The organism is Flavobacterium plantiphilum (assembly GCF_046000495.1).
Lineage (GTDB): Bacteria > Bacteroidota > Bacteroidia > Flavobacteriales > Flavobacteriaceae > Flavobacterium > Flavobacterium plantiphilum.
In genome coordinates this window covers 91,657-111,306 of the sequence record NZ_JBELQA010000005.1, presented here as the reverse complement: position 1 = coordinate 111,306, position 19,650 = coordinate 91,657, and the positions used below count along the sequence as shown (strand labels likewise).

Here is a 19,650-nt window from a genome sequence, read left to right as displayed (position 1 = left end):
TGAAAACTAATATTTAATGTACTTTTTGTTTATCAAAAGTAGTCGTAAGCGTCTTCTTTATTTTTGCCAATGCACCGCTAAAAGCTTTTTCAACTGTATCCGCATGCTCTGTAACCACAATAGGCTGCAGCTTTGCAGGTCTGACTTCAATTAAACAACGCTTATCATTAACGCCAAACTTATCGCTATTTTCATCTCCCACATGCACTTCAATACGGGTGATTTTTTCTTCAAAACGGGCTAATTCTTTTTCTAATTCAGCAGAAAAATAAGCTTCTGCTCTCTGATGTCCTTCTACGTTTTTATCTGTATTAAATTGTATTTTCATAGTATAATTTATTTTATGATTGTCTCTCAAAGTTAACTAACCCTAATTCAAAAAGCGAATATATTAATAAAACATTATGAATAAATATACAGGCAACTCCAACTACAGCTATTCTGGATTTCTTTATTTTGGCAGCGAATTAAATCCCATATTAAATAGTGTAAAAGCCTGAATATCGACATTTTCCTGTATCGTTGCCGCAACTGATTTTCCGGATCCATGCCCCGCTTTAACATCAATCCGAATTAAAACAGGATTGTTTCCGGATTGTTTCGATTGCAATTCGGCGGCAAATTTAAAACTGTGTGCCGGCACTACTCTGTCATCATGATCCCCGGTTGTAATCATCGTAGCGGGATAGCTTACACCTTTTTTAATATTATGCAAAGGCGAATAGGCTTTTAGATATTCGAACATTGCTGCGCTGTCCTGAGCGGTTCCGTAATCATAAGCCCAGCCCGCTCCTGCGGTAAACGTATGGTAACGCAGCATATCCAAAACACCAACAGCTGGCAAAGCCACCTTAGCCAAATCAGGTCGCTGCGTCATTACAGTTCCTACCAGCAAACCGCCATTCGAACCTCCGCGAAGAGCCAGAAAATCAGAAGACGTATATTTTTCAGCAATCAGGTATTCGGCGGCAGCGATGAAATCGTCAAAAACATTTTGTTTTTGCATCTTGATTCCGGCATCGTGCCATTCCTTTCCGTATTCCCCACCGCCACGTAAATTTGGAATAGCTAAGATCCCTCCGCTTTCCATCCATACCGCATTTGCTATGCTAAAAGTTGGGGTCAGACTAATATTAAATCCACCGTAACCGTACAAAATAGTTGGATTTTTTCCGTCTAATTTCAATCCTTTTTTATGTGTAATGAGCATTGGAATTCGGGTTCCGTCTTTTGAAGTATAAAAAACCTGATTGGACTCGTACTCTTCCGATTTGAATTCAGCTTTCGATTTTTGATATACAACTGACTCACCAGAGTTTGGCTCTAAAGCAATAATAGTCCCTGGCGTAATATAATTGGTAAAAGTATAATACACCTTTTTATCTTTTTTCTTCCCGCTAAATCCGCTTGCAGTGCCTAATCCCGGAAGCTGAATTTCGCGCAAAAATTTCCCTGAATAATCGTATTGCTTTACTACTGAAACGGCATCTTTCATATAATGTGCAAAAATGTAACCGCTGCAAGTAGCTGGCTCTAAAACCTGAGTTGTTTCAGGAATTAAATCTTTCCAGTTTTCTGGCGCAGGGTTGTTGACATCAACTGTTACAATGCGTTTATTAGGTGCATTTTTGTCTGTAACAATTAATAACTTCGTTCCTTCATTATCAATAACGGTATTGTCACTATTAAAATCAGAAACAATTGTCACAATAGGGCTTTCGGGTATTGATAAATCCTGAACGTACAATTCATTTCCATAAGTCGAAGTCGCGGCTGTGATGACTAAAAAACGATCGTCTTCGGTAACACTGCCGCCAATATAGCGTCGTTTTTGGCTTTCGCCAAAGATAATTTTATCTTCTTTTTGAGCTGTTCCCAGTTTATGAAAATACAATTTATGCTGATCGGTTTTAGCCGATAATTCACTGCCTTCAGGTTTCTCGTAACTCGAATAATAAAAACCTTCATTCCCTTTCCAGGACAAACCGCTGAATTTTATATCGACCAAAGTATCTTCTAAAATCTTCCTGCTCAAAGCATCCATGATGATGACTTTCCGCCAGTCACTGCCCCCTTCTGAAATGGAATAAGCCATTTTAGAACCGTCTTTAGAAAAAGCAAATTCGCCCAAAGAAGTCGTTCCATCTTTTGAAAAAGTATTCGGATCCAAAAAAACAGTTTCATTCCCCTGCGTGTCTTTTCGATACAAAACCGACTGATTTTGCAAACCGTTATTTTTAAAATAATAAGTAAAATCGCCTTCAATAAAAGGAGCTCCTATTTTTTCATAATTCCATAGTTTCTCCAATCTTTCTTTGAGTTGCTTTCGAAAAGGGATTTGTTCCAGATAAGCATTTGTTACTTTGTTTTCTGCCTTTACCCATGCAGCCGTTTCATCTGAACGATCGTCTTCCAGCCAACGATACGGATCATTTACTTTTGTTCCAAAATATTCCTCTACAGTATTGTCTTTTCTCGTTTCCGGATAAATGATGGTTTTTGAATATTGGGCAAATGATGTCATTACAGAACTGATAATTGTAGTTAAAATAATTGTTTTTTCATAGCAATCTCACTATTGATTTACACAAAAGTAAGGATTCAAAATTTCAAAACTTTGACTAATTCTTAAAAATTAGAAAACCATTAAGAGATTAAGAAAAAACAGTAAGTAAAACGAAACAATGACCTAATTCAAATTCTTGTCATTATTCTTAAACAATCATTTTGTTATTTAAGTTTTTTATTGTTTTTCTTAAATAAGACGTTTTTTATTTAATTTTTTTACCGAATTACTTAAATAAGATTATATTTGATTAAGCATTTAACTCATGAAACATGAAAACATTTACTTCAGGAAAATATATTAATCAAGGTTATTACAAAAGTTTTCAACCTAATACCATCCAAAAAGACTGGATATTAGACAGCATGGAAGTTATCCGTTTATTAAGTAAGGCCGATCGGCAATTAGGAAGATTAGACATGTATTCAGAATATGTAAATATTGATTTATTCATTAGAATGCATATTGCTAAAGAAGCTACTCAATCTTCAAAAATAGAAGGCACTCAAACCAATATGGAAGAAGCTTTTTTACGCAAAGAAGAAATTGCTTTTGAAAAAAGAGATGATTGGGAAGAAGTGCAAAACTATATTAATGCAATGAATGAAGCGGTCAAATTGCTTCACAAACTTCCATTCTCTTCTAGACTCATAAAACAAACACACAAAATTTTATTACAAGGTGTACGTGGTGAACATAAGTTACCAGGCGAATATAGAACTAGCCAAAACTGGATTGGAGGAGCAACAATAAGTGATGCTACTTTCATTCCTCCAATACATACAAGTGTAAATGAACTGATTTCTGATCTCGAAATATTTGCAAACGATGAAATAACTCCTTTGCCTGACTTGATAAAAATTGCCTTAATACATTATCAATTTGAGACTATTCACCCTTTTTTAGATGGAAATGGCAGAGTGGGACGTTTACTCATCACCATCTATTTAGTTAGTAAAGGAATACTAAAGCAACCCATCTTATACTTATCTGATTTCTTTGAAAAAAACAGGACTCTTTATTATGATAATTTAATGCGGGTTCGGACACATAATGACATCAACCAATGGTTAAAATTCTTCTTAACCGGAATTATAGAAACAGCAAAAAAAGGAGTTACCACTTTTGATGGTATCCTACAATTACAAAAAAACTTAGAGCTAAAATTAAAATCACTAGGAAATAGAAATGGAGATGCACGAAAAATAATAGATTATTTATATACTCAACCTATAATTGAAGTTACAAAAGTTGAGGAATTATTACAGAAATCATCTGTGACTGCTTATAAACTTTTAGCAGACTTAGAACGACTAGATATCATTAAAGAAATATCAGGAGCTCAAAGAAACAAATTGTATGTTTTTAAAGATTATTTAGATTTATTTAATCAAGATTAATCAAAAAACCATTAAGAAATTAAGAAAATCAAGTACTACACTTAATAACTCTTAACACCTTAATGGTTTAAACTAACTTATTTTAAACCTCAAAGGAAGCACGAAGCAAACAAAGCTTTGTGTTCTTTGCGGTTGAAGATGTGTTATAAATTAAAATTCACGCCCAGAACAATATTCCTTCCAATATTAGGAATCCCGTCTGTTTTTAATCTTGATAAGTGGGCAATGTATTTTTTATCGAATAAATTGTTTCCGTTCAAATTAACATTAAATTCGGTTTTTCCCCATTTTACTTTTCCTCCAAAACCTAAATTTACCAAAGTATAACCATTAGAACCGGTTTCAAAACCGCTCACCTTATCCTGATTAAAAGTGGTATTTACATTCAAACTGGCAAATCCTTCTTCGAGCCAGTTCATAATTTTAAATTCGGTTCTGATGGTATTGTTCCAATTGTTTGCCGGAATTAAAGGTAAATAATCACCGTTTTCTTTTTTCCCCATTACGGTTTCAAAACTGGTTTCATAATGCAACCAATCTAATGGATGTGGATGAAAATGCAAACCTATTTCGCCTCCATATAATTTAGCATTGTCCTGAATATACTCAAAAACAGCATTGTCTTCCAGCTGCTCTCCGGTGGGCGAAGTATAAATATAATTGTTAATGTGATTGTAAAATCCATTAACAAAAAACTCAAAATGTGTATTTCCGTATTCTAAATTAATATCCGTTTGCAGATTTTGCTCCGTTTTTAAATTAGCGTTTCCTATCTCGTAACGATTCGTTCCATGATGCACACCATTAGAAGTCAACTCGGCCAAATTAGGTGCTCTAAAACCCGAAGCCACATTCATACGCAGCACTAATTCTTTTGAAATATTGGTTTTATATCCTAACGAAGCATTTACACTATTGAAAGATCGGTTCAGGGCATCAAAATCGCCACCATGATGTTCATGCTCATGTCCTTCTTCAGTTTCTTCATCATGATGTTCATGTTCTTCTCCGGCTTCGTGTGCCAAAGATTTCAAATTACGATTATCAAAACGCAATCCTGCCTGCAAAACACTTGTTCCCCATTCGTAATTCACCGTTCCAAAAACACCAAAATCATTCGTAGTAGCATCCGGAATCAAATATTCTTCTCCATGATTTTTATTGGTTTGGTGCATTCCCTGAATTCCTAAAACCGTTTCAAAACGACCTAGTTTAGGCAAATGGTATTTTGCATTGTAATTATAGGTATTCAACAACATATCTAAAGAAGCCTCATTGCCTTCTTCATATTCCATACGATTATTAGAAATATAACCCAAATCGACATCTAATTTTGAGTTACCAAAATAAATCACATTATTCAAACTCAATAAATGATTGTGCACTTCCTGACGGGGAGACTCAGGATCTTTACTGTAAGTTTGCTCCGCCAGACCTTCTTCGGGAATTCCTAAATCCAGTTTGTTAAAATTGTATCGGGCAACAGTAGAAAATTTGCTGTTATTGTAACCAATTCCAGTTTTAAAATCGGTTTCATTGTAACGGCTATTAGTCACCCGATCTCCTTGTCCAATTTTATAATCAGAATGCGTATTGTGAGTTCCTCTGGCTAAAAATTTCCAGTTATCTGTTGACGTTTTCAGTCCCACAGAAGCATTGCTTCCCAATGTATTGCTGAAATACTTCTGATTAAAGTTAGCCTTAAAAGTATGCGCATCGGCAAATTTTTCAGGATTAAAATACAAAACCCCTCCCATAGCATCCGAACCGTATAATAACGAAGCCGGTCCTTTGATAACCTCAACACTTTCGATTCCGGCATCATTTAATCCCAAACCATGCTCCGCTCCAAACTGCTGATTTTCGATACGAACTCCCTGTGAATACACTAAAACACGATTCCCGCTCAAACCACGAATTACCGGTTTACCTATCGAAGTTCCTGTCGAAATTTGTGAAACTCCCGGAATTGTTGCCAAACCTTCAATCAAAGTAGAAGTCCCTTTTTGCTGTAAACTTTCAATACTTTCATGTTCTACTTTCATTACGTTTTGCGACTGCATTTTATTAAAAGGAGTAGAAACAATTACCTCATCAATCTCCAGAATAGCATTTTCCATTTGGATATTCACTATGGTATTTTTAGTGAGTTTTTCAATCCATTGATTTATAGTCTTAAAACCCATATAAGAAAAAGCGATTCTGAAACTTCCGTTAGGCAAATTTTTAAAAGCGTATTTTCCATAAGCATCAGTAGTAGTTCCTTTGTGCAATTCCGGAATATAAACAGAAACCCCAATAATAGGTTGATTTGAAATATCGGTTACGATTCCTGAAACGGTATTTTGAGCCTGCAACATAGCCGAAACGCCCAGAAACAGGGCTATTATATATTTTTTCATTGAAAATGATTGTTGTGTTTTACAAAAAGATGAAGCCAAATACCTATCCGTTATTAGCCCACGAACAAAACGGATTTAACAGATTAGCACTGATAACCATCAGTATAATCTGTGGGCTTAAATTTTATTTAGCAATTAGCTTAATTAATAAAAAATGTGTTTTACACAAAATATGGAGGTCCGCGGTGAGCAAACAAACTCCCTGAGAAGGAAAGAATTTCTTTTGGATTAGTAGCAAAAAAAGGAATCGCCCGGAAATCAGAAAAGAAATGGTAACTTATAAATTTTGGATACAAACAACTCCCAAAAGCAAACTGACAAATGGCACAATGCTCAACTATTTTGTGCTCATGGGTGAGTTCTACTTTATTATGCTTGTGGTCATGCTGACAAACTTTATACGAAAATTGCTCTTCTAAATGCTCATAACTATGAAAAGACTGGAACAGTATCGAGAACAATACCGCCGCTGCCAGAGTAAAACTAAATATCAGCTGTTTTCTTTTCATCTTTGCAAAGGTAAACTGTGGGATTAAGAAATCCAAGGCAGGCTGATTTTGATTTTTTTTCACAAAATGCTTTTTGATAAATTTGTAAGAATATTTTATATATTTGGAAATAAATAAAACTCAACTAAAATTGAGTGTATATAAAATTCATTAAATATTTTATGAACTATTCTACTCACATTCATCAAGCTAAATTCATTTTCCTGAGTTAAGACTACACTTACTTGATGAGTCAGAATTCAAAATATTTAAAAATGAAGATTTTGCCTTGAAATGTATTAATAAGTGTGTTGAGTTATGCAACAACGCATCTGAAAAACTGAAAATCAATTTGAACTTCGCAGTTAATTATAATTATGCTTTTAATGCAAAAGCGACTGTAAGAAAACAACATTCATTAATTACATTCAACATAGGACTAATTGAAAAGTTAGAAAATATTATACATGAGTCTATTGAGCTTTTTCTTTATGAAAATATTGCAAGTTTAATTATTCAAGAAAGTGAAAAAGAAAGATTAAAAAAAATTTCAACTACATGTTGTATTTACTATCTCTTCTATCATGAACTTGCACACGTGATTCAATCAAGTGAAGCTAAAGAAAGTAATACATTTGATCTTCAAGAACAATATTCAAATGAAAAAACATTTGATATTAGACAGCATATCTACGAATTTGACGCTGATCTTTTTGGTTTATCAATGAGTACGTATAAATTACTAGAAAAAATAAAAACCATCAATAATCAATTCGAGATATTTGATTTGTTTAATTTTTTAACTGCACTGCTATTCACAACAGGAAATATAATAATCATTTTTTCTGGAAACTTATTTCAGAAAATCTACTACAGAGAAAACAGTCATCCTCATCCAATAATTCGGATACTAAAAATTAACGAACAGATTATGTCATTTGCATTAAAAAACTTAGCAATACAGAGAGAATTTTTCGACGCAATTCTCCAAAGATCTGCAACTATGATAAGTCAACTTGAATATTCTGAAAAAATAAGAGTAAATTACACTGAACTATATAAAAATAACAAGGATGAAATTGTTAAATATATTGACGAAATTGAAGTTAAAAATGAAAACCACAGTGAATTGATAAGATTCAAAACACAAGAAATTTTTAATATTTTAAATTATTAAAAAACACCCAATCGCTCGAATATACACAAACGTTAGCGCTGCATTGCATTCTGTGCCCAGCAAGATGTGATTGCTTCGCTGCGCTCGCAATGAATTTAACCCATAAAAAAAGCTTCTCAATTGAGAAGCTTTTCTGTTTTATAGTTATTTAGTAATTACACTAAGTTGTTCGCTACTAAATATTCAGCAATTTGAATCGTATTTGTTGCAGCACCTTTTCTTAGGTTATCAGCAACAATCCACATGTTCAGGGTATTTGGTTGAGATTCGTCTCTTCTGATTCTACCAACAAATACATCATTTTTACCCTGGGCAAAAAGTGGCATTGGGTATTCAAACTCTTTTAAATTATCCTGAACCGTAACACCATCTGTTTCAGAAAGAATGTTTCTTACTTCGTTTACATCAAAATCATTTGAAAATTCCACGTTTACAGCCTCAGAGTGTCCACCTACGATTGGCACACGAACCGCAGTAGCCGTAACTGCAATAGTGTTATCGCTTAAGATTTTTTTAGTTTCGCGAACTAATTTCATCTCCTCTTTAGTGTATCCGTTATCCTCAAAAACATCACATTGAGGAATTGCGTTGCGGTGAATTTGGTATTTGTAAGCCATATCTCCGTCAATTCCGGCATATTCGTTTTCTAATTGTTTTACTGCTTTCACACCCGTTCCGGTGATAGACTGATAAGTAGAAACGATAACTCTTTTTACATTGTATTTTTTATGTAAAGGCGCTAAAGCCAAAACCATCTGGATTGTAGAACAGTTTGGGTTAGCAATGATTTTGTCTTCTTTTGTTAATTGGTCTGCGTTAATTTCCGGAACAATTAATTTTTTAGTTGGATCCATTCTCCAGGCAGAAGAGTTGTCTACTACGGTGGTTCCTGCAGCAGCAAATTTTGGCGCCCACTCTAATGAAGTATCACCTCCTGCAGAGAATAAAGCAATTTCCGGTTTCATATCTACAGCAGTAGCTAATCCTACTACTTTATAAGTTTTCCCTTGAAATTCCATTTCTTTTCCAACTGAACGCTCAGAAGCTACAAGAATTAATTCGTCATTAGCAGTCACAAAATTTCTTTCTGCCAATACCTGTAACATTACTTCTCCAACCATACCGGTTGCACCAACAACTGCTATTTTCATATCTATATCTTTAGTTTTGTCTTTAGTTTTATTTTAAAAATCAAATTTCGAACTGCAAAAGTAATTAATATTCAAAGGAAAACAAGCGCGTTCACAAAAAGTAACAAAAAGTTATAAATATAACAAAAATAGAAAAACCATCCGCTGCGGCGGATGGTTTAGTTGAACATATAGTGAAGCGGTATTATCTTTTCTCTTTCAGCAAATCTCTAATCTGGATAAGCAATTCTTCCTGAGTAGGTCCGGCAGGTGGCGGTGGAGCGGCAGCAGCTTCTTTCTTTTTAGTTTGCTCGTAAGCCTTCAGCACTAAAAAAATACAAAAGCCGATAATTACAAAATCAAAAACCGTTTGAATAAAAGCTCCGTAATTAATGGATACTTCAGCAATTCCGGGTGCTATTTCGGCTCCGTTTTCAACAACTGCCGGAGTACCTTCCTGAAGCACTATTTTTAAATTCTTAAAATCTACTTTCCCTAATAACAGACCTATTGGAGGCATTAAAACATCATTAGTAAAAGAGGTTACTATTTTTCCAAAAGCTCCACCAACAATTACGGCTGTTGCCAAAGTTACTATTTCACCTTTCATCAAAAAGGCTTTAAAATCACTAAAAAATCCCATAGGTATCTTTGTTTTAAAATTGAACTTGATTGAAAATCTAAATTAACATATTTTTTAACAAAAAAAGCATTTTAAACTAAAAAATAAACTATCGATAGAATATCCGCTTGACTCTCTGAGAGATACTCGTTAAAACCTCATAAGGAATCGTATTCAGTTTCTGAGCGATATAAGAAACCGTTGGGCTTTCGCCAAAAATTATTACATCGTCGCCTTCGGCACAATCAATTTCAGTTACATTTACCATTAACATATCCATACATACGCTTCCTAAGATGAATGCTTTCTGATCTTTAATGGTTACAAAACCCACTCCATTTCCCCAGGCTCTCGAAATCCCATCGGCATAACCTATAGGTATAGTAGCCACCTTAGTCTGCTTATCAGCCATAAATCTACGACCATAACCCACACTATCACCAGCCGGAATAGTTCTTATTTGAGAAATAATGGATTTTAATGTCCCCACATTTTCTAATTCTTTTTGTTCATTTTCATCATTTGAAACACCATACAAGCCAATACCTAAACGAACCATATCAAATTGCGCTTCAGAAAAATTACTGATTCCCGATGTATTTAAAATATGACGAATAGGATTAATTTCTAACTCTGTCATTATTTTGGCTGATAGTTTATCAAACAATTGTATTTGAGATTTAGCAAAATCAGAAAATTTTGGATCATCGCTGGTAGCCATGTGCGACAGAATGCTTTGCACTTTAACCGTTGCATTTCCTTTTAATGTTGCAATCAATTCGTCTACTGTATTTTCTTCAAAACCCAAACGATGCATTCCTGTATCAACTTTAATGTGAATAGGAAAATGCTGCAGATTTTTTTGTTTGGCGATTTTAAGAAAAGCCTGCAAACCTTTTATACTATAAATTTCAGGCTCTAATCTATGCTGAATAATAGCTGAAAAACTGGTACTTTCAGGATTTAAAACCATAATAGGCAATTTGATTCCGCCGTTTTTCAACGAAATTCCTTCATCGGCGAAAGCCACACCTAAATAATCCACTTTATGATGCTCGAGTAATTTGGCAATTTCGAGTCCGCCATTCCCATAACTAAAAGCTTTGACCATCACCATGATTTTTACGTTAGGTTTTAGCTTTGATTTAAAAAAGTTCAGATTGTAGCTAATCGCATTCAGATTGATTTCCAGAACAGTTTCATGGGTTTTTTCTTCTAATAAAGCTACGATTTCTTCAAACTGGAACGAGCGCGCTCCTTTTATCAAAATGCTTTCATTGGAGAAATCCAGCTTGTCAAAATTGGCAATAAAATCGGCAGTATTTTTGAATGTAATACAATTTGAAAATTGACCTTTAAACTCCGAAATAGTTTCTCCAATTCCGATTACCCGATTGATTTTATTCGAAATAATCAACTGCGCTACCTTTGCATACAATTGTTCATTAGGAAAACCACTTTGAAAAATATCGGAAAGAATGACTGTTTTCTTCTTAAATTTATTCTGACTTTCCAAAACATCCAACGCTATTTTTAAAGACTGAAAATCTGAACTGTAACTGTCATCAATAATACTGCAATTGTTAATCCCGTTTTTTACTTCCAGACGCATCTCTACCGGAAACAGCATTTCCATGCGCGATTGAATAACGCTGTTTTCATAACCAAAATACAGCAATACCATTAAACTGGAAACAGCATTTTCGACAGAAGCTTTATCAATAAAAGGAATTTTTAACTGGTAATTATTGTTTTTATAGGTATAGAATAATGTTGTTTGTTGGTTTTCAGTTTCTTTTCTAAATATAAAAACATCAGCATTCTCTTCTTTATAGCTCCACGAAAAAGGATTTGTTTTTACAGAAATATATTTTTCAACTTCGCTGTGTTTTTGGTAAATCAAAACTGCTGCGTTTTGAAACAACAGCATTTTTTGTTGGATTTTTTCTTCTAAATTGGTAAATCCTTCATCGTGTGAAGAACCAATATTGGTCAAAACACCTATAGCAGGTCTGATGATTTTTTCCAGTTTATCCATTTCGTTCACGGTAGAAATTCCCGCTTCAAAAATTCCTAAATTGTGCTTTTCATTAATTGCAATTACCGACAAGGGAACGCCCACCTGTGAATTGTAACTTTTAGGACTTCGAATTACGTTATAATCAGGACTTAAAAGAAAATTAAGCCATTCTTTCACAATGGTTTTTCCATTACTACCCGTTAAACCAATAATTGGAAAATGAAAAAGACTGCGGTAATAAGCGGCAAATTGTTGCAACGCCACGAGCGTATTTTCGACAATTAAAAAGTTTGCCCGATTTTCGCAATCTTCAGGAATATGGGTAACAACAAAATTCTGAACTCCGTTATCAATTAACTCATTGATATAATGATGGGCATTATTATTAGGTCCCGTTAAAGCAAAAAACAGGGTGTGTTCGTTATTTTGCAACGACCGGCTGTCAATTGAGATATTATCAACAGCTGTTTCGGAATTTATGCCAATCCATTTGGCATTTAGGATAGTAATACTCTTTTTAATTGATATACTCATGGATTTAAAATAGGCTTAAAAAACTATGTTTCTTCAAAAGTAAGACTTCTTTTTAAATTGAAACCACACAGAGAGCGTTAAAAATAAGAGCACAGAATAATTCGGGTCTTACAAAACAATCTCTTTTTACAAGATTCGTTATATTTGTGAAACTAAGCTATTTTACAATGCCAAAAAAAATATTTTCTTCCTTTTCTTATGTATTCCATCCGGTTTTTATCCCGATTTACGCTACGTTATTTTATCTTTTTTCGAACCATTCTTATTTTCTGAATAAAGAGAAATACCTTGTTTTGCTGGAAGTAACAACGATTACTTTTATAATTCCTGTATTATTTTTTTTTCTGCTACGTTTAACCGGAAAAATTAATTCGATAATGGCTGCTGAGTTATCAGAACGAAAATTGCCATTAGTTATTCAGTGCTTTCTCATTATTCTGTTGGTTCGAAAAAGCATTACCTTAGAACGTTATCCTGAACTTCATTTCTTTTTCCTGGGAGCCTTAATGAGTACATTAATCGCTTTAATCCTTCTGTTTTTCAATAAAAAAGCCAGTTTACACATGATGGCACTAAGTGCTTTGACGCTCTTTGTATTTGGATTCAGCATACACAATCATAATCCAAACACTTTAATGATTATTCTTCTGGTTTTAATGAACGGTTTTGTTGCCTCCTCCCGACTGGTTATGAAAGCACACACTCCTATGGAACTGATTATTGGAGTACTTTTAGGCAGTATTCCGCAAATATTTTTACTTTTTTTGTGGTTATAAAATATAGAAAATCACTCCAACACTTAGAGCTTTCATATCTATTTTCTGACCATCAACTTCGGCGGACTTAAATATTGGATTTAAGCCATAATAAGCATACACATTTAAAGTATTGTATCCCGCAGACAAATACAATCCATATAAAAATTTATTAAAATCAGCATTATTGGTAATCACTGTTTTGCCCTGATTAACCTTAAGTACTGATTTGCTATAGGCAAGATAACTGAATTTCATGCCGCCATAAATCCTCCAGAACTTATAACTTTCATAAGTAGAGGTTCTCCATCTGAACTCAATAGGAACATCAATTAACAGCTGCTTGAAATTATTTTTATCAAAATCCAAATCGGAATCCAAAACAGTATAGACCGCATCCTGTGCTGTTCCTGTAATTCCTATGTTTTGATTGTAATTGTTGTAACTGACTCCTAAACCTGTTGCAAAAGCTTTAGTTCGGGTTTTATTAATGGGCATATCTCTCAAAAAACCACCTGAAATACCGATAGAAAATTTTTGTTGTTTTACTCCTGCCGGTTTTTGCTGCAGTGTATTATAATTGAAACCAAAGTAAAACTGATCTTCCCGATACAACGAATCCACTTTTATTTCCTGTATTTCAGGTTTAGTTTGTATTTCTTCCTGTGCAAAAGCACTAAAAAAGGGCAACAATAGCAAAACACTTAAAAATAATTTTTCTCTAAACTGGTTTTGAAGTAGATTCATAGGTTTGTTGTTTTTTTAAATGCATTACAAATATAATTGTTTCATAGCAGTAACGATTTATTAAACAAAAAAGGAGCAAAAAAATTGCTCCTTTATATATGATATGTCTGTCTGCTAATCAGACTAAACAGAGAAATAAGCTACAGTGACACCGATACCAACGGATTTTTATAACTTTTATAAATTATAATCTGCGGTAATCAGCTACTATTTATTTTTGATTTCCTCTAATTCCTCTTTCAAGACCTCTTAATTCGGCTAAACCTCTTAAGCGACCAATTGCAGAATAACCCGGATTCATTTTCTTATCTAAATCATCCAGCATCTGGTGACCGTGATCGGGACGCATTGGCAATCGGTAATCCGGACGACCATTAGCGATTCTTTTATCTTGTTCTTCCACAATGGCTTTCATCACGCCGTACATATCCACATCGCCATCTAAATGATCTGCTTCGTAGAAGTTTCCTTCTGCATCACGTTTTGTTGCTCTTAAATGGATAAAGTTGATACGGTGACCTAAACGCTGTACCATTCCTACCAAATCATTGTCTTCTCGTACGCCATAAGAACCGGTACAAAAACACAGTCCGTTACTTTTGCTATCCACAACTTCAATCAATTGCTTGGCATCAGCCTCAGTACTTACAACTCTTGGTAATCCTAAAATCGCATAAGGCGGATCATCCGGGTGAATGGCCATTACAATTCCTGCTTTTTCAGCTGCCGGGATAATTTCTTTCAGGAATGCATAAAGATTGTTTCTCAATTCGGCATCGCCTATTTCAGCATAATCGTCTAATGCTGTCTGCAATTTCTCTACTGTATAGCCTTCTTCAGCACCTGGTAATCCTGCAATAATATTTTTAACCAATAATGTTTTTTGGTCTTCGTTCATCGCTTCGAAAACCTTCGTTGCTTTAGCGATTTCTTCAGCAGTATAATCGTTTTCAGCACCTTTTCTTTTTAGCAAAAACAATTCGAAGGCAGCAAATTCCATACGGTCAAAACGCAAAGCTTTAGAACCATCTTCTACTTCGAAAGCCAAATCCGTTCGGGTCCAGTCTAAAACCGGCATAAAATTATAACACACAGTATCAATTCCGCAGGCACCTAAATTAGCAATGCTTTGACAATAGTTTTCAATGTATTTTTTATAATCGCCTTTTCTGGTTTTGATGTTTTCGTGAACCGGAATACTCTCTACAACTGACCATGTCAATCCAGCGTCTTCAATTTCTTTTTTTCTTTTTTGAATTTCTTCCACAGTCCAAACCGTTCCGTTTGGAATATGATGTAAAGCTGTCACAATTCCTGTAGCACCAGCCATTTTAATATGAGAAAGAGGCACAGAATCTTTTGGTCCGTACCATCTCCAGGTTTGTTCTATTCCCATTATTTTTTATAAGTTATTTATATTAAACACCACTATACGCTAAAAACCCTCCATCAACAGCAACAACAATTCCCGTTACAAAACGAGAAGCAGGATTACAAAGCCATAATAAAGTGCTGTCTAAATCACTTGGTTCACCAAATCTTCCCATTGGAGTTTGCGAAAGGATTTTATTTCCTCTTTCTGTCAGGCTACCGTCCTGATTAGTTAATAAAGTTCTGTTTTGTTCTGTAAGGAAAAAACCCGGTGAAAGTGCATTGACACGAATTCCTTCTTTAGCAAAATAAACCGACAACCATTCTGTCAAATTACTGATTGCCGCTTTAGCAGCACTGTAGGCCACCACTTTTGTCAAAGGATGAAAAGCACTAACTGAAGATATATTAAGTATACTACACCCTTCTCTTCCGATCATATCAGCAGCAAAAACCTGAGTTGGTAATAAAGTACCAATAAAATTCAAATCGAATACAAAGCGCAAACCTTCGGTATCTAAACCAAAGAAAGTTTGTAATCCTTCTGCTTTATTTTCTCTGTCGAAAGATACATCAGAACTTGTTCCTTTTGGGTGATTTCCTCCAGCACCATTAATTAAAATATCAACTAATCCTAAACTTTCATTAATTGCTGCATGGGCTTTTCTTAAACTGGCTTCGTCACAAACATCGGCAGAAACACCAATTGCTTTTCCGCCTTCATTATTGATTTCTTCAGCTAATTTTTGGGCTTTCGCCAAATCTCTGCCTAATATAGCTACTTTAGCACCTTGTTTTACTAATGCTCTTGTAAATCCTGCACCTAATACGCCGGCGCCTCCTGTTATTACAACTACCTTATCTTTTAGTCCTGTAATTATGTCCATTCTCGTTTATTTGTTAGTTTGTAGCGAAACTACAAAAAAAGATTTATTTATTTCTTTTAATCGTTATTTTAAGGGGGTTAGCTAACATTTTCGCCTGTTTTTGTAATAAAGTATCCCAATCAGCTTCATTATCAATTTGTCCGCTTTTTTGCCAGGCAAAACCAGCATAATAAGTCAATTGATTGTTTTTTGGTTTGCCAATTACTAATAAGTTACTCTGATCTTTTTCGGTGGAAACATTTGCAAAAGCCTCTTTTACCACCTTCGGATTCAACACAATTCCTTCTCCTAATAAATTCCCATCGATAGTTTCTGCATGACGGAACCAGCCTTCTTTTTTGTTGATTTTCACTTCGCCTTTATTGTCATGCAAAGTTATTCCTGTTGTAATATTAGGAAGTGCTTTATTAGCATCCATTGTTATTTCGAACTTAGAAAAATTCGAACCTAAATCTAAAGAAATCCTTTTGGTTTCCTTAACTTCATAAGGGCTATAAGGAGCATAACTCAATTCAAAAACAGTGCGTAATGGTCCAACTGCGATAGTTTTATAACTGACAAAGTTTTTAGAAACGGCTAAATTGTTATTTTCCCAAATTCCCGTTCCTCCCGTTCCGCGACTGGCACCTACATGATACGGATCATAACCCTCACCATGATCAATATGGTAATAACCTCCCTTTTTTACATTCTCAGCATACCATTTGTTGATGATGGATTTATCTGTTCTTTTTAACCAAAGATCAATTCCGCTGCTGAGTGTTCCTTCAGGACGTTTTTCTTCTGTTCTTTTCTGGGCATCCGGACCATACGTTCTAAAAGCTACCTTATCATTTTCCCAGGCATAATCATCCGTTCGCTCCGGTACAAAACGGGAATAGGTTGTAATTGTGCTTTCCGGCAAAGCAGTAGTTTCATCAAAAACAATTTCATAACTTACTTTTGCTTTAGCGGGAACCTCAGCTTCAAATAACAACTCATCCTGAATTCCGTCCTGATTATAATCAATCCATTGTAAAACAATAAATTCGGAGTTTCCTTCTTTTTTAATTCGTAAATCCTTAGTTTGATTTCCTTTTATTAAATCCGAAAGCAGTTTTCCAGAAACAGCAACTATTTCTTTTCTTGCAAAATCGAGCTTGTTATGTACCGAAATTTTAGCCGATGTATTTTGGACATTGGCCAATATTGGAAAAGATAAAAACACTAATAAACACCCAAGCATTACAGTAATATAATTCTTCATAGTTTTAACATTGTTTAATTTTAACAAAATTCACACCTGTTTATTTGCCTTGAACAAATTAGTGCAACTCGTGTCAGTAATTATTTTTTCAAAGGCTGAATGCCTTCCAATGTAGGTTTTACAGCAATGATATTTCCTTCTTCATCAAAATACAAACGGTCAATACATACTTCTCTGTTAAATCCGGCAGCACGTCCCATTGTAATTCCTTTTGGAATCGTAAAACGATGATATACTATGTACCATTCATCAGTTCCAGGAATCTGGATCACAGAATTGTGTCCCGTTCCGTAAATTCCCAGCGAAGGATCTTTAGCCAGTATCAGATTATTTTTGGGTATCGTAAAATTACCCAATGGAGAATCGGAAGTTGCATAACGCACTCTGTAATTTTCGCTTCTGGTATCATCCTGTGACCATAAAAAGTAATATTTTCCTTTTCTATAAAACACCTCTGTTCCTTCTCTAAAAGTCCCATCGGGTTTTAAAACCGTGAGTGTATTTTCTTTCAGCGAAATCATATCGTCGTTTAATTCGGCTCCTACCATAAAACCATTGCCCCAGTACAAATAACTTTTTCCTGACACAGGATCATTAAAAACATCCGGATCAATTACCTGCCCTCTTGTAATTCCGTTTGGCTTAGTGGCTATTAATGGTTTTCCAATATCAGTAAAAGGACCTTGTGGATTATCACTTACTGCCACGCCAATTTTTGCTTCACCGGTATAATAAAAGAAATATTTGTATTGTCCGTTTATTTTTTTCTCGGCTGCTGCAGGTGCCCATGCATTTTTATCAGTCCAGGAGACATCTTTTTTAAAATCCAGAATCACACCATCATCTGTCCAGTCTACCAGATTAGCGGATGAAAAACTCTTGAAATAATAACCACTCCAGCTATCAAAACCATCGCTGGTAGGATACAGATGAAAACGTTTGTCTTTATTAGAATACAAAATTTCCGGATCAGCATAATATCCCGCTAATGCCGGATTGTTTCTGACTGCAACTTCAACATCATAAGATGCTTTTGTTAAACCTTCCAACTCAAAATCATATTTTACTGCTTTTTGTGAAAAATCCTGAGGTGCTGACGGACTAACTAACAATCCAGCATTAGTTTTAAACTCAGGATTGAAATATGTTAAATCTGTTCCGTTTTTTACCGGAAGCAGGATTTTTTTATTCTCAGCATCAATAATAACATTATTTTGCTTTACAGCTTCTGATTTTGTTTTTAGAATTTCTTCATTTGGAGTCCATCCAAACTTTGCTATTAAAGCATCAGCTTCCGTTTTAGTAATAGGTAAAACTGTTCCGTGTCTTGGATGAAAATCCATGGAAACATTCTCATCGATTACTTTGAAATTTTTTAAATCCGTTGAAGAAGTAAACTGATATTTCCCTTTTCTGTACATATCATACATTAAAATATAAGTATCCGAATTGTTTAGTTTAAAAACCCCGGAACCTTCAACCGATTCACTGGTTTGATCCACATACCCCTCTTGTAATACATATCCAGAAGTTAATTTATCCGAAACAGCCACTTTAATTCCTTTGTCTTTTTCATCTTCGGTTTTCATAAACAAATGGAATTTTCCATCTTTTTCAATAATATCGGCATCAATACAAGAACGATTTATCGGACTGTAAAACAGTTGTTGTGGCGCAGTTTCTAAGGCGGTAAAATCTTTATTAGCATAGGCATAATAAACAATATCTGTCCCACCCGGCTGCAACATCGAGAAATACACCATATATTTCTTAGCCTTAGTATCATAAATAGTTTGTGGCGCCCAAACTCTTTTCACATCTTCGAAATTCTCAAAAACTTTTGAAACATCCACTTTTGAAGAAGTCCAATTGACTAAATCGGCTGATTTTAAAAGTACAATAGACTGGTTTTCCCAGCCGTTAGCTGTTTGTAAATCGGTAACTGTCATATAAAAAGTACCATCAGCACCTCTTAAAATATGCGGATCACGAACTCCTCCGGTTGTACTAATTGTTTCAGATGCAATTACAGGCTGATTGCCATTGAGAGCATAAAAATTATATCCGTTGTTACTTATAGCAAAACGAATGGCCTCATCTGTTTTGGCATTTCCCGTGAAATACACAAAAAGGTAAGCACTGTTATTTTCTTTTACTACTGTTTTTTTAGTACTGCTACAAGAAAAAAACAGTACTAAAATCAGACTTACTGAAATTATTAAAAAGGCAGATTTTATTTGTTTCATCGGTAGTAACTATAACGCCTTGGAGCAATTATCCTGATAATCCCGTCCAAGGCGTTAAT

Annotated in this window: 15 protein-coding genes; 3 read left to right on the top strand and 12 right to left on the bottom strand. The window is 34.7% G+C overall.

Features of this window, described 5'->3' with window-relative positions:
• Nucleotides 1–13: 13 nt before the first annotated feature.
• Together ABS764_RS09900 and ABS764_RS09895 are read right to left on the bottom strand one after the other, a co-directional pair.
• The gene (locus tag ABS764_RS09900; RefSeq protein ID WP_408081631.1) at nt 14–328 is read right to left on the bottom strand and encodes an HPF/RaiA family ribosome-associated protein; all 315 of its coding nucleotides are present in this window, start codon (nt 326–328) and stop codon (nt 14–16) included.
• A 123-nt stretch (nt 329–451) separates the two neighbouring features.
• The gene (locus ABS764_RS09895) at nt 452–2,524 is read right to left on the bottom strand and encodes a prolyl oligopeptidase family serine peptidase (protein ID WP_408081630.1); all 2,073 of its coding nucleotides are present in this window, start codon (nt 2,522–2,524) and stop codon (nt 452–454) included.
• A 314-nt stretch (nt 2,525–2,838) separates the two neighbouring features.
• Between ABS764_RS09895 and ABS764_RS09890 the strand changes: the two genes are divergently transcribed.
• Entirely contained in the window at nt 2,839–3,966 is a 1,128-nt protein-coding gene (locus ABS764_RS09890; RefSeq protein WP_408081629.1) for a Fic family protein, read from the top strand.
• A gap of 143 nt (nt 3,967–4,109) precedes the next feature.
• Here ABS764_RS09890 and ABS764_RS09885 read toward each other — a convergent pair whose 3' ends face one another.
• Together ABS764_RS09885 and ABS764_RS09880 are read right to left on the bottom strand one after the other, a co-directional pair.
• On the bottom strand, nt 4,110–6,368 hold the full coding sequence (locus ABS764_RS09885) for a TonB-dependent receptor (protein ID WP_408081628.1): 2,259 nt from the start codon (nt 6,366–6,368) through the stop codon (nt 4,110–4,112).
• Nucleotides 6,369–6,529: 161 nt separating this feature from the next.
• Entirely contained in the window at nt 6,530–6,940 is a 411-nt protein-coding gene (locus ABS764_RS09880; RefSeq protein WP_408081627.1) for a hypothetical protein, read from the bottom strand.
• A gap of 205 nt (nt 6,941–7,145) precedes the next feature.
• Here ABS764_RS09880 and ABS764_RS09875 point away from each other — a divergent pair, with 205 nt between their 5' ends.
• Nucleotides 7,146–8,033, top strand: a complete 888-nt coding sequence (locus tag ABS764_RS09875) for a hypothetical protein (protein ID WP_408081626.1) — start codon at nt 7,146–7,148, stop codon at nt 8,031–8,033.
• Nucleotides 8,034–8,188: 155 nt separating this feature from the next.
• Here the strand turns inward: ABS764_RS09875 and ABS764_RS09870 are convergent, their stop codons facing one another.
• The 3 genes from ABS764_RS09870 to ABS764_RS09860 form a co-directional block, all read right to left on the bottom strand.
• On the bottom strand, nt 8,189–9,184 hold the full coding sequence (locus ABS764_RS09870) for an aspartate-semialdehyde dehydrogenase (protein ID WP_408081625.1): 996 nt from the start codon (nt 9,182–9,184) through the stop codon (nt 8,189–8,191).
• A gap of 184 nt (nt 9,185–9,368) precedes the next feature.
• Entirely contained in the window at nt 9,369–9,806 is a 438-nt protein-coding gene (mscL, locus tag ABS764_RS09865; protein WP_408081624.1) for a large-conductance mechanosensitive channel protein MscL, read from the bottom strand.
• A gap of 88 nt (nt 9,807–9,894) precedes the next feature.
• Nucleotides 9,895–12,339, bottom strand: a complete 2,445-nt coding sequence (locus ABS764_RS09860; protein ID WP_408081623.1) for a bifunctional UDP-N-acetylmuramoyl-tripeptide:D-alanyl-D-alanine ligase/alanine racemase — start codon at nt 12,337–12,339, stop codon at nt 9,895–9,897.
• Between the two features lie 167 nt (nt 12,340–12,506).
• Between ABS764_RS09860 and ABS764_RS09855 the strand changes: the two genes are divergently transcribed.
• Nucleotides 12,507–13,115 carry a hypothetical protein gene (locus ABS764_RS09855; RefSeq protein ID WP_408081622.1) on the top strand — a complete coding sequence of 203 codons (609 nt, stop codon included), beginning with the start codon at nt 12,507–12,509 and terminating at the stop codon, nt 13,113–13,115.
• Here ABS764_RS09855 and ABS764_RS09850 read toward each other — a convergent pair.
• From ABS764_RS09850 to ABS764_RS09830, 5 genes are all read right to left on the bottom strand, one after another.
• A complete protein-coding gene (locus ABS764_RS09850; protein ID WP_408081621.1) occupies nt 13,110–13,841 on the bottom strand; it encodes a porin family protein in 732 nt (243 codons plus the stop codon). The genes ABS764_RS09855 and ABS764_RS09850 overlap by 6 nt on opposite strands.
• Nucleotides 13,842–14,052: 211 nt before the next feature.
• Nucleotides 14,053–15,231, bottom strand: coding sequence for a mannonate dehydratase (gene uxuA, locus ABS764_RS09845; RefSeq protein WP_408081850.1), 1,179 nt, complete (start codon nt 15,229–15,231; stop codon nt 14,053–14,055).
• A gap of 28 nt (nt 15,232–15,259) precedes the next feature.
• Entirely contained in the window at nt 15,260–16,099 is an 840-nt protein-coding gene (locus ABS764_RS09840) for an SDR family oxidoreductase (RefSeq protein ID WP_408081620.1), read from the bottom strand.
• 43 nt (nt 16,100–16,142) lie between these two features.
• A complete protein-coding gene (locus ABS764_RS09835) occupies nt 16,143–17,345 on the bottom strand; it encodes a DUF4861 domain-containing protein (protein ID WP_408081619.1) in 1,203 nt (400 codons plus the stop codon).
• Between the two features lie 80 nt (nt 17,346–17,425).
• Nucleotides 17,426–19,591 (bottom strand): family 43 glycosylhydrolase, encoded by a 2,166-nt coding sequence (locus ABS764_RS09830; RefSeq protein WP_408081618.1) that lies wholly within the window; start codon nt 19,589–19,591, stop codon nt 17,426–17,428.
• Nucleotides 19,592–19,650: the final 59 nt, after the last annotated feature.